This is a genomic window from Alkalicella caledoniensis (genome assembly GCF_014467015.1).
Classification (GTDB): domain Bacteria; phylum Bacillota; class Proteinivoracia; order Proteinivoracales; family Proteinivoracaceae; genus Alkalicella; species Alkalicella caledoniensis.
Window position 1 is genome coordinate 1,513,247 of sequence record NZ_CP058559.1, and the last position, 12,288, is coordinate 1,525,534.

General features: G+C 34.5%; 14 protein-coding genes. 6 read left to right on the forward strand and 8 right to left on the reverse strand.

Going from position 1 to position 12,288, the window contains the following annotated elements:
* Positions 1-64: 64 nt before the first annotated feature.
* From HYG86_RS07355 to HYG86_RS07370, 4 genes are all read right to left on the reverse strand, one after another.
* Complete coding sequence (locus HYG86_RS07355; protein ID WP_213168451.1) at positions 65-802, reverse strand: hypothetical protein; 738 nt, start codon at positions 800-802, stop codon at positions 65-67.
* A gap of 57 nt (positions 803-859) precedes the next feature.
* Positions 860-2,104, reverse strand: coding sequence for an aminopeptidase P N-terminal domain-containing protein (locus HYG86_RS07360; RefSeq protein WP_213168452.1), 1,245 nt, complete (start codon positions 2,102-2,104; stop codon positions 860-862).
* A 133-nt stretch (positions 2,105-2,237) separates the two neighbouring features.
* Entirely contained in the window at positions 2,238-2,858 is a 621-nt protein-coding gene (locus HYG86_RS07365) for a histidine phosphatase family protein (protein WP_213168454.1), read from the reverse strand.
* A gap of 139 nt (positions 2,859-2,997) precedes the next feature.
* A complete protein-coding gene (locus tag HYG86_RS07370) occupies positions 2,998-3,789 on the reverse strand; it encodes a tyrosine-protein phosphatase (protein ID WP_213168456.1) in 792 nt (263 codons plus the stop codon).
* 208 nt (positions 3,790-3,997) lie between these two features.
* Here HYG86_RS07370 and HYG86_RS07375 point away from each other — a divergent pair, with 208 nt between their 5' ends.
* The 4 genes from HYG86_RS07375 (at position 3,998) to HYG86_RS07390 (ending at position 7,669) form a co-directional block, all read left to right on the forward strand.
* Entirely contained in the window at positions 3,998-4,531 is a 534-nt protein-coding gene (locus HYG86_RS07375) for a DUF4358 domain-containing protein (RefSeq protein WP_213168458.1), read from the forward strand.
* 170 nt (positions 4,532-4,701) lie between these two features.
* On the forward strand, positions 4,702-6,108 hold the full coding sequence (locus HYG86_RS07380) for an MBOAT family O-acyltransferase (protein ID WP_213168460.1): 1,407 nt from the start codon (positions 4,702-4,704) through the stop codon (positions 6,106-6,108).
* An 11-nt stretch (positions 6,109-6,119) separates the two neighbouring features.
* Positions 6,120-7,244: a DHHW family protein gene (locus HYG86_RS07385; protein WP_213168462.1), complete on the forward strand. Its 1,125-nt coding sequence runs from the start codon at positions 6,120-6,122 to the stop codon at positions 7,242-7,244.
* Between the two features lie 122 nt (positions 7,245-7,366).
* Complete coding sequence (locus HYG86_RS07390) at positions 7,367-7,669, forward strand: nitrous oxide-stimulated promoter family protein (protein ID WP_213168464.1); 303 nt, start codon at positions 7,367-7,369, stop codon at positions 7,667-7,669.
* Between the two features lie 49 nt (positions 7,670-7,718).
* Here the strand turns inward: HYG86_RS07390 and HYG86_RS07395 are convergent, their stop codons facing one another.
* From HYG86_RS07395 to HYG86_RS07405, 3 genes are all read right to left on the reverse strand, one after another.
* Entirely contained in the window at positions 7,719-7,910 is a 192-nt protein-coding gene (locus HYG86_RS07395; protein WP_213168466.1) for a ferredoxin, read from the reverse strand.
* A gap of 114 nt (positions 7,911-8,024) precedes the next feature.
* Positions 8,025-8,849, reverse strand: coding sequence for an alpha/beta hydrolase (locus tag HYG86_RS07400; protein ID WP_213168467.1), 825 nt, complete (start codon positions 8,847-8,849; stop codon positions 8,025-8,027).
* 147 nt (positions 8,850-8,996) lie between these two features.
* Positions 8,997-9,398: an arsenate reductase ArsC gene (locus tag HYG86_RS07405; RefSeq protein WP_213168469.1), complete on the reverse strand. Its 402-nt coding sequence runs from the start codon at positions 9,396-9,398 to the stop codon at positions 8,997-8,999.
* Between the two features lie 124 nt (positions 9,399-9,522).
* Here HYG86_RS07405 and HYG86_RS18475 point away from each other — a divergent pair, with 124 nt between their 5' ends.
* Positions 9,523-9,873 carry a four-helix bundle copper-binding protein gene (locus HYG86_RS18475; protein WP_484477034.1) on the forward strand — a complete coding sequence of 117 codons (351 nt, stop codon included), beginning with the start codon at positions 9,523-9,525 and terminating at the stop codon, positions 9,871-9,873.
* Between the two features lie 269 nt (positions 9,874-10,142).
* Positions 10,143-11,642 (forward strand): IS1182 family transposase, encoded by a 1,500-nt coding sequence (locus tag HYG86_RS07415; RefSeq protein WP_213165955.1) that lies wholly within the window; start codon positions 10,143-10,145, stop codon positions 11,640-11,642.
* 225 nt (positions 11,643-11,867) lie between these two features.
* On the opposite strand, the gene HYG86_RS07420 is transcribed toward HYG86_RS07415, so the two are convergent.
* Positions 11,868-12,221, reverse strand: coding sequence for a DUF1667 domain-containing protein (locus HYG86_RS07420; protein ID WP_213168472.1), 354 nt, complete (start codon positions 12,219-12,221; stop codon positions 11,868-11,870).
* Positions 12,222-12,288: the final 67 nt, after the last annotated feature.

Sequence of the window (12,288 nt, forward strand, 5' to 3'; positions counted from 1 at the left end):
AAGATGAACCCGATTTTGTTTTGCTTTATAATATACCTTTTCGGTGCACTTCCTATAAAGTAATTTAATCCATCTCTATTATTATTTTAGCCAGTTTATCTTCGTCAAAGATTCCATATACTCTGTGAAATCTGTCCTTGGGTGTAGAAAAGACTAGAATATTTCCACTGTTTTCATCAGAGAATTTGTGATTTACATATGTGTAATCTGGCTTATAGTTTTCCCCTAGCCTCTTTGAGACTTGATCATAGGTGTTATTTGTCCATATGAAAAATGCATTTTTTTCTTCTTGGTTAAGAAAGGTCCTAATTCCCCTTTCAAGGTTGTCAGTTATGGTCTCTAAGAACTTTGAAGTCACCTCAGAATCCTCCACATAATCTAACTCTAATTTATTTTTAATTTTCTCTGCAATCTCCTTATGGTTTTTGGAATAAATCATCCCGATACGCTCCACTCCACGGAACAAAAAATTCTTTTCAAAAACTTCTTTGTCAACGAGGCAGATAGATTTTGAAACAATGGGTATTTCGCCCAGAAGTCTCTTTTCTCCTTGACCTTCGAATATCCCCAATTCTGCCTTTATTATTTTTTTAATCTTGCCAAGATACTTCAAGGTAATTTTAACAGGAAAATCTCCTACATTTAGTCCCTTAAGTTCTATGGAACCTTCCGGTAGCTTTCTTAAGAACAACGGATCACAAATAAGCATGCCCCCTGAGCTGATCTCAAGCTCTCCTATGTTTTCTTCTTCTACCTTTGGAAAAAAGAATCTTATTAATGTTTTCAGTTTTTCAAGAAACAAACATATCCCCTCACCCTCTATAAATTATCTCTTTAGATAGAGTATATGTTTCGGTTTTTATCTTTTTGCCATAAACTTCTCTATATCTTCCACTGTTCTTATGATATCTTTGGATAAATTCTCATGCCCGTTTTCAGTAACTAATACATCATCTTCTATACGGACTCCAATGGCTTCTTCATCAATGTATAGCCCAGGCTCAATGGTTATTACCATTCCTGCTTCTAGTTTAGCATTTCTAGCCCCAACATCATGGGTATCAAGACCTAAAAAGTGGCCAACACCATGATAGTAGTATTTACTAAGTTCCCCTTCATCTTTGATTATACCTAATTCAATACATCCTTGGGCTAATATCTTTTTTGTGTATTCATTGAGCTCAGTAAATGTAACACCGGGCCTTACCCTTTTAGTAACCTCGTCTAGGGCTTTAAGAACAACATTGTATACGTCTTTTTGCCTAGGGGTAAATTTTCCATTCACAGGAATGGTTCTACTTATATCTGCACAATAATGCTGAAATTCAGCCCCCAGATCGAAAAGAATCAGTTCTCCGTCTGAAAGTTGGCAGTTATTGTCCTCGTAATGAAGAACAGTGGCATTTTTACCAGCTGCAGCTATGGTGTTGAATGCCTTGTTTTTAGCTCCAAGGTTTTTTATAGTAAAATCAAAATATGCTTCTACTTGATATTCGAACAAGCCTGCCTCACAGTTTACCATGAGGGATTTAATGCCCTCTCCTGTAATTTCAATGGCTCTTCTCATTTTATCTATTTCAACCTGTTCTTTTTTAACCCTGATTTTTGCCACATCATTGTAGATGTTTTTTATAGAAGCTTGGGGATACTTTTTTATTATGTCCTGGGAGAATAACTGTGCCCTAGTTGGTATTGAGTCATAGCTACGTTTTTCCAGATCTAAATAAACTTTTTCCAATGAGTTGCCTGTTATCTCTTGATGTAACAGACCCTCAAATTCAGTTAAGAACTTAATGTTATCTAACCCTGAAGCTTCCTTTGCTTCGTCTTTAGTCATTCGCTTTCCTATCCACTTCTCAAGTACAGGGTTTCCCTCTTCAATGAATAAGTACTCCCTGATATTTTCATCAGATTTAGCTAAGACATATATTGCCTGATCTCTATCAATACCAGTAATATAATAAAAATTTCTGTTTGGAGTGAATATATAACTTTGGTCGGCACTTCTTTGAGGTGCCACTCCCGCAAAAAGGATCAAGATAGAGTTGTCTTTTATTGATTCTTGTAGCTTCTTGCGGTTATTAATAAAGAACTCGTTTTTCATAATGATACCCCTTTTCTGTAATGATTTATATATTATTATATTTCGACTTCCTAACTATTTTCCCTCTTATTTTTTTAAATTCCTCAGATATGTTCTGAGAGCTAAAAGACTTAAACCCAATTTATCAATTTTATTATTTATTCAATAAGAGATGTTCCAAACAATTCCCTTTGATATATACCGCTCCACCTGAAGTTATCTCTATTAGATGAAACCCTGTGTCTCCTGTTGGAAATTTTATATTAGTAGGTACTGGTAGTTGAAATATTGTTTTAATAAGCATGGATATAGTGCCGCCATGGGCCACCAGACATACTGTTTTTTGCTCATGAGCATTGAACTTTTCATCATAGAACTGGTGCCAAAAACCTTCCACCCTCATCCTAAAATCTATAGTTGATTCTCCACCAGGTAAAGGTCTATAAATCTTTAGCCTATCTGGTGTTATAGGGTATTTTTTATTGGCTTCTTCAAAGGTTAAGCCTGCCAAGTGTCCATTATCCATCTCCATCAAGCTATTAACCTCAATGGGTTCTTTCATTATTTTTTTACATATTAATTCAGCTGTTTTTTTTGCTCGTTTTAAGGGGCTACAATAAATTTCATCTATTCCGTAATAAACAGATAAGTATTCTGCAAGCTTTTTAGCTTGGGATTCCCCCAGTTTTGTAAGGGGATAGTCTGCCCTGCCTTCATGTCTACCTAATATATCCCCTTCAGATTGCCCGTGTCTTACTAAAATTAGCCTTAACATCGAAATACCACCTCCATGGAATCTGTATAATCAAATTATTATACTTTCTTATTCTCTACATAAGTTAATTCTCCTTCATTACCACTAGAAGTCATGAAAAGAGATAGAATAAAAAAAGCGCCGCAGCGCTTTTTTTATTCTATCCTATTCTTAGTTTCTTCATCATTTTGGAAAATACGCTTAACTTTTCTATTTTATGGGGTATAAAAATTTCTAACTCTTGGTTTTGTAAAATTCTCTCACCATTTGCCATTATAGTATTTGCCTTTTGGGCTCCCACCATATCCACTAGTCGCTTTTGTGCTTCCACTATTTTGGGACTTCTTCTTCGTGGAGTATGTGCATCAGTGGCCATCAAATGTACTAGGTTATGCCTAAGCATTTCCTCGGAAACCTTCTGAATCCTCTCTCCATATTTACCTAGCAAGCTAAAGGTTGTCATCTGGCTCACTGCCCCCAGCTCTATAAGTCTAAACAGGATATTGGGGTCATTTATAATTTCGGAATTTCTCTCAGGGTGAGCAATAACTGGCACATACCCCTTTAACCTTATTGAGTACAATGTGTCTTCTGTATAGCTAGGTATACCGTTCATAGGTAGTTCAATAAGGACATACCTTGAATCATTTAAGGTATTTATTTCTCCATTAATTAAAAGCTTAGGAATGTCAGGGTCTATAAATACCTCGTGCCCTGAATATATCTTTACATCAATACCAAGCTCCCTTAATTTTTTATTTATGTTCTTCACATTATCTTTTACATCCCTTGGTGTAGAAAAAAATTCCCCTCTAATAAAATGAGGTGTAGCTATTATCTTACTTATATTCTCTTTTTCTGCAATTTGACACATTTCAAGGGTTTCATCCATATTTTTAGCTCCATCGTCAATTGCAGGTATAAGGTGACTGTGTGTATCAACTATTAGCATATAATTCCTCCAAATACTTATGTATTATTAATCAATACATATATTATAAACCAATCATCCATGTAATTTCTACATAATTTGTTTTTTCCCTCTTAAACTTCAAAACTATAAAGTGTAGTGATTTTTTTACCTAAAAAAAATTCCCTGGGAACCTTCTTTAAATAAAATCCGTCTAAACAAACGTATAAAAAAATTAGGAGGTTATTTTATGAAAAAAATTGTTATAGTTTTTGCTGTTTTATCACTGATTTTAATGGTAGGTTGTAGTTCATCTGGGGGTTCTGGAAATGATGTTGACATGAACCAAGTGATGGAAAATGTAATTGCTCGAATATCTGAAGACCTTAAAGAGGCAGGTTATACTGATGCAGATTTTGAAGCTGAAGTTCTGCCTGGATATTTTGTTATTGATTTGAAAGATGAAGAACTAGACTTTAATCCTTACGATGGTTTGATTGACTTAGATAAAGTCGAAGGCGGTTTTACTATCCAAGCGGCCATGATGTTAAATGCAGATAGAATCATAGTATTCAAGGTTTCTGATAGTGATTATCTAGAAGAGTTAAAAGGCATTTTAGAAGAGGAAAAACAAGGTCAATACGATATGTGGGAGCAGTATCTTCCTGATCAGTTTGAAAAAGTAAAGGAAACTATTTTTGAAGTTGAAGGTGACTTAATTTATTATATAACTTATCAAGATGCAGAAGACATTGAATCTGTTATTTTAGATTCCTTAAAGTAATAAGGGCACGCAAGTGCCCTTAGCTTGTAGACAAAGCTAACACAAAAGTCGTTGACCTAAATTGCATATTTAAAAGAAACACAATTAATTTGAGGAGACTGGTATGGGGGTCCTCCTTGTGGGACCCTGACATTCAAAACCATCTAGCCCTTTTAGGATGTGATATTCTTATGGTTTTTAGTTCTATAGTTTTTTTGTTTTACTTTCTTCCACTTATCTTGTTAGTTTATTATATGTGTCCAAAAAAGTATCGCAACATTGTTCTATTATCCTTTAGCTTAGTTTTCTACGCATGGGGTGAACCCGTATATATTATATTGATGCTCTTCTCATCAGTAGTTGATTACACTCATGGTTTATTTATAGATAGGTATAAAGATAGAAACATCAACTTATCAAGAATATTTGTTGCCTCTTCGATATTTATAAATTTATCCTTACTTGCTTTTTTTAAGTACTCAGACTTTTTTATACTGAACATAAATTATTTCCTGGGGACTAATTTAACCCCCTTAAATCTACCACTACCCATTGGGATCTCTTTTTACACATTTCAAACCATGTCCTATTCCATTGATGTTTATAGGGGTGATGCCCCTGTTCAAAGGAGCCCAATAGCATTAGCTACCTATGTAACTCTTTTCCCCCAGCTAATAGCAGGTCCAATTGTTCGTTATCAGACTATAGCTCACCAAATTACTCATCGCAAAGAAAACATTGATAAGTTTTCTGAAGGGGTAGCTAAGTTTGTTAAGGGCTTAGGTAAAAAGGTTTTATTGGCAAATAATATAGGTTTTCTTTGGAACGAAATTCAAGGTTTGGGACTAACAAACCTATCAATAATGACCGCTTGGCTAGGAATAATAGCTTTCGCCTTTCAAATATACTTTGATTTTAGCGGTTATTCTGATATGGCCATAGGCCTAGGGAAGATGTTTGGATTTGATTTTCTAGAGAACTTTAATTACCCTTATATATCCCAGTCTATTTCAGAGTTTTGGAGAAGATGGCATATTTCTTTGGGTAGTTGGTTTAGAGATTATCTTTATATCCCTTTGGGGGGCAATAGAAAAGGCTCTTTTATATTATATAGAAATTTATTTACTGTTTGGTTTTTAACAGGATTTTGGCATGGTGCTAATTGGAACTTTATCATTTGGGGATTATACTTTGGTGCCCTAATAGCAATTGAGAGGGCTATACTCCTTCAGCTCATGGATAAATGGAAAAAACCATTAAGGCATGTTTATGTAATTTTCTTGGTATTAATTAGTTGGGTGCTTTTTGTATTTGAGGATCTTAGTATGGGCCTTGAGTATCTTAAGGTTATGTTTGGGTTTGGTAACTCGCCCCTTATTGATTCAACTTTTTTGTATTATTTATATTCCTACTCCTTAACTTTAGTAGTTCTTACCATAGCTTCTACACCTGTTCTAAAATTTATAAAAACTTCGCAATCAAAAACGTATAAAACTATATATTCTTTGTCTCCTGTAGTTTATTTGCTTATCCTTATCTTAACTACTGCATATTTAGTTGATTCAACGTATAATCCGTTTCTTTACTTTAGATTTTAAGGGTGATTCTTATGAAAAAGGTTAATGTTATAAATTCAGCAGTGTTCATTACATTTTTAGCTATGTTTGGGATTATAAATATATTAAGTCCAATTAGAACATTTTCCGAAATGGAAAATAGGTATTTAGCTCAAATTCCCAATCTCAATTTTAGAAACTTACGTTTAGGCAGGGTGACAACAGGTATGGAAAATTTCCTTTCAGATCAATTCTTTTTAAGGGATAAGTGGGTGCTCCTTAAATCAGATATTGAGCTTTTTACTATGAAAAGAGAAAATAACGGAATTTTTATTGGGAAAGATGGTTTCTTATTGGAAAACTATAAAGGCCCCCGGGATAATCTTTATAAAAATATAGATAGCATCAATAACCTTTATGCTTTACTGCCTAATAAGAATTTTTATTTCCTTGGAGTTCCAAACTCTGTTGAGATATTTCCTCATAAGCTCCCCCCATTAGCTAACCCCCAAGGGCAAGGGGAAGTTATAGAGATAATTGAAAGCAATCTTAGTGGGGATATCCCATTTATCAATATTACAGAGACTATGCGGACTAACAACCATGAGTATATATACTTTAAAACAGATCATCATTGGACAATGGAAGGGGCTTATTTTGCTTATAGATATGCAGGAAGTTTTTTAGGATACAATCCCTATGACTTTGATGATTTTAGAAAGGATTTGGTTTCCGATGATTTTTATGGAACCTATTTTTCTAAGGCTAATAATCGTAGCACTCCACCAGATAAGCTCTTTGTTTTAACACCAAATTTCCCAGTTAAGTACCAAGTAAGATACAGTGGAAAAGAAGAGGCTTTTGACAAACTATATAGCTCTAAACATCTAGAGGGAAGGGATAAGTACTCTTTTTTCCTTGATGGAAACCATCCCTTGGTGACCATATCCAGTGATATAGAGAACAATAAAAAAATTCTTGTTATAAAGGATTCATATGCCCATAGTTTTGTACCATTTTTAGCAAATCACTATTCTGAAATACACATGATCGACTTGAGATATTTTAATACAAGTCTAACTGATTATATAGAAACAAACATGATAGATGAGGTTCTTTTCCTCTTTAATATTTCTACATTCTCACAAGATGGAAATATTTTAAATTTTATACCTTAAACCTAAGCATTGATAAAGCGCCTATTTGGGCGCTTTTTTGATATGACGTTTAAAGGTCTCTCTATGTATTTATCAACACTACAGGGCATAAAATGGTAAAAAGCTATACAGGAGGTGCTTATGTGAATGAAAAAGAGGCTAGAACATTCATAACTTTCTTTTCTATATACTGTGAAAACAAACATTTAGAAAAAGAGAAGAAATCAGTAACTTTTAAAAATTTCGGTGCTAATAAAGAGATTTTTCTATGTGAAGAGTGTGAGTTACTTGCCACTTCCACCTTACTTAATAGGATTAGCTGTCCTAAAAATCCCAAACCTTCCTGTAGAAAATGCCCTGATAATTGCCATGGCCCAGATGTGAAATCAAAAGTCCGCAAGGTGATGATGTATTCCAGTCTCAGAAGGTTACTTAAAAAGACATAACTGTATATAAACTAAGAACTAACTACAGTGATGTAGTTAGTTCTTAGTTTTAGCTAATTTTTATGGCATCTACTGGGCATGCTTCTTCTGCTTCTTTAGCGGAATCTTTCAGTTCATCAGTAATTTTTACATCTTTGGCAAAGGCTTTGTCCTCGCCATCTTCCATTTCGAAAACCTCAGGACAGATTTGTGGACAAAGCCCACATCCTATACAGTCATCCTTGTTTAAAAATGCTTGCATATACTCAAACCTCCTTTTTCTATCCATTTAAGGACTAATAGTGTTTTTTAATAAATATATTCTAAGCCTTTTATATTTTTAACAATTCTAACATATATTATTAGCTTTTAATGATTAAATTCTTTCATTAATCCATAACAAAATATCTTTTTTGACTTTATCCTTTTCAGGTTCATTAAGTATCTCATGATACAACCCTTCATAAACCTTTATATTCTTATCTTTAGATGAACACTTAGTATAAAAATCATCAGATAGCTGTGGGTTTACTATCTTGTCATCTTTTCCATGAAGTATTAGACATGGATAATTGTATGCAGCCATATTCTCGTTCACAAATTTAATCCCCTTCACAAATACCTGATAATAAAGGGAAATAGTGGCCTTATGCAATACCAGTGGATCATTTTTATATTTTTCAACCACATTTTTATCTCTACATATAAGCTCAGACACAGGGTTTTTAATGTTTAACTTAGGAGCAATTGTATTGGCGAAGCTTAAAAAAATTCTAACTCCCCAGGACATGGTTATACCTAAGGCAGGACCTGATACAATTTGTCCATCTAAATTATCTGGATACTTCAAGCCATATGCTAGGGTTATTAGCCCTCCCATGCTATGCCCAAACATGTATATAGGCCTATTTGGGTTTTCGGTTTTAGCTTTTTGCACAAGTTGATTCACAGAATCAATCATTTCCCCAAAGCTCCTAACATATCCCTTTATATTCCCTGATTTTCCATGTCCTATATGATCCATGGTGTAAACACCAAACCCGTTTAGCTGTAGAAATTCTATAAAGTCTCTGTAGCGTCCCATATGCTCTGCGAAGCCATGGACTAAAACTATAATGCATTGAGGATTATCTGGAATACCCTTGCCAAAAGCAATCCTGATGCCTTCCTTAGTATTAAAACTCCCTTTGATCCATTCCATGTGCAAATCCTCCCTCTAAAATGAGCCCTTAAACATATCTTCTTCATTCACAAACCATTTCCTGCTTAGATTGAGATAGAAGGGTAATTTCTATTTTACTCTATCATATCTTCGGATAACGAAGCAGACGCCATTGGCGCCTGCGCTTTATAACTCTCCTCTTTCAATTCTCTTAATTAGGTCTTCAACTTTTTCCTTTATTATACCTCTGGTTTCTCTAAATCCTTCAACTGGACCACCGGATGGGTCAGTGAGGCCCCAGTCTTCCCTATGGTTGCATGGTAAGAAAGGACAATCAACATTGCAACCCATTGTTATGACTATATCAACCTTTTCTGGGATATCAGCTAAAAGCTTAGGCCTATGATCAGACATATTTATTCCTACCTCTTCCATAACCTCCACAGCTAGCGGCTTTACCTCGGGATAATCCTCAGTCCCAGCAGAATAAGCTTCCAGAATATCTACACCTAGCTTTTTAGCCCATCCTTCTGCCATTTGAGAGCGACAAGAATTGTGTACACAGATAAATGCTACTTTCTTCTTCAACTTTGAGCACCCCTTTGCTAATCTTATTACTATATTCTATCATAATGAACATTAAATTTCATAGCGAATAAAATTCTTCCTTTCCGATAACAATACATATAGTATTTGGAAGGGAAGGTTAAAAATGAATACATCACAGTCCAATGATTTTAATGTCAGCTTAAACCAGTGTATTGAATGTGTTCAGTCTTGCTTTAATTGTCTTAAAACCAGGATACACCCTGAACTATATCCTAGTGGGGGTAATAATAACCCGCAAATTGTTAGCATATCTATGTTAATTGAATGCGCAATTATTTGTAAAGATGCAGCTATACACATAAAGTCAGATCCTCAATTTATTCATAACCTTTACGCATTATTAGAAACAATAAGAAAAAGATGTGCACAAGACTGCAATCTTTTCAAAGATAATTATTACTCCAATTGTACTGATATATGTTCTAATTGTCCAAATAACATATCAAAACCTTAAATACGATTTAAGGTTACAGCTTGTAGACAAACCTCAGACAAAGTCATTGACCCTAGATGTGTATATTAAAAAGCAGTACAATTAATTCGAGGAGATAGACTTAAGAGCTGAATAGCTAAAAGGAAGAAGGGGCGAGAAACAGGACGTCAGACTGTGTGAGAATTAAACAATAATATATGTCTAAATGGCTCTAAAGTACTGTAAATACAGTACTTTTCCCTTTTTCTGTAGTATAATTAAGTTATAGAATATCGGAGAGGGGATTTTAAATGTCATTTATACAAGGTACAGATAGAAAGCAAAAAACAATGTTTCCTGACTGCATAGAAGATTACATAGGTGAGGATAATCCCGTTAGGGTAATTGATGAATACGTAAAACTGGTCAATATGAGTGCATTCACTAAATCAAAGGAACACCGCAGAGGTGCACCAGGATATCATCCCTCTGTTTTATTGAAGTTATATCTATATGGGTATGTAAATGGCATAAGATCATCTAGAAAGCTAGAAACAGAATCTCACAGGAATATAGAAGTGGTTTGGCTATTACAAAAACTAAAACCTGATTTTAAAACAATAGCTGATTTCAGGAAAGAAAATAAAACTCAGCTAAAACAAGTTTTCAAGGATTTTACTAAGTTGTGTAAGGATCTCAAACTATTAGGCGAGGAATTCATAGCAATAGATGGGACTAAAATTCAAGCTAATAATTCAAAGAAGAATAATTTCTCAAAGAAAAAAATACAAAGACACAAACAATATATCGAAGATAAGGTTAATTCCTATCTAGATTTGTTAGAAAGCAGTGACAAAGACGATTCACCTAAACTTAAGTATACACCTGAAGAAATTCAGCAAAAAATTGAAAAACTCAAGGAGCGTAAAATTAAATTTGAAGAGTTGGAAAAAAAACTACAGGATAGCGAATGTAATGAAGTATCTACAGTTGACGAAGATGCTAGGCTTATGGACAACAAAAACAATGGTGTTACTGTAGCATATAACATACAAACAGCTGTAGACTCTAAGCATGGTATTATAGTCGCATATGATGTTACAAACAATCCCGCAGATCAAGGTAACCTAAATTCACTTGCAGAAAAGGCTAAAGATATATTTGGAAAAAGGAAACTTGAAGTAGCGGCAGATAAAGGCTATTACCAAGCAGACGACCTCATGAAATGTGAGAGAAACGAAACAACAGTCTATTTGCCAAAACAGTCGTATTCTAACGCCACAGGAGACAAAGATTTCTACGGAGATAAATTTACTTATGTGCCTGAAAAAGACTTATATATTTGTCCTTTGGGCCATGAATTACGCAGAATAAACCACAAATCAAAAGAACCAAAAAGAATAAAATATAGAAACTACGATGCCTGTAAAAACTGTGAATCAAAAAGCAAATGCACCACTGCAGCCAAAGGCAGGATAATAAATCGGTCACCTAACCAAGATTTTTTGGATACTATAGATGCTAGAACAGAAGCAAATATGGACAAATACCTACAAAGGCAGATGATTGTTGAGCATCCTTATGGAACCATCAAAAGGACAATGAATGCTGGGTATTTTTTAACAAGAGGGATGGATTCTGTAACTACAGAGACAGCCCTAGTTTTGCTAGCCTATAATTTTAAAAGAGTAATAAATATTATAGGAGTGAAAGAACTACTAAGGATATTAGTAGCTCTTAGACCCACTTTATCATTGTATTTTTATATGTTTAAGTCATATTGCACCAAAAGACAGGAAATTTACGGCTAATCCTTGAGTTTTTAGAGATTAGCCACACAGTCTGACGTTTCGAGAGCTCCACTTACCATGGACGGTGAATTGGAGCGGTACCCTTCTGGAGTTAGATAGAAGCCTTAAGTCTCGACGGAGAATTTTGTACAGCGTTTAATATGCGACATTCCTAAAAAAATGACTTTGTCATCACTCTGAGACCTTAAATACAATTTAAGGTTATTTGCTTAATAAATAACAGTTTCACATACTTCTAGAAGAAACCACATCAATGCCAAGTCCTAAAATGTCCTTTATTACTGTTTCTCCCTTTTTTATTGGGGACTTGACTTCAACAGTATCTAAGAAACACATAAATCTAAAAATTTCTTTTTTAGGAATTGGTTCCGAACTTTTTACGGGTAAGCGTTTAAAATGAGCACCAGTAATTTTCACAGTTGTTGTTATCATCCTAGTTGGATTAATAACTTCCTTTAAACCATACTTCTCTCCCCTTGGGCATTGATTCCCCTCAACAAGGTAATTCCCATTCTCCTCCATAACTGAAAGGTGACACCCTATGGGACAAGCAATACATATCATTTCTTTCTTTGACATATTACCCCCTCCTTGTTATATTGTAGACCTCAGACTAAATACATAGAGCCACACAAATATAACCATT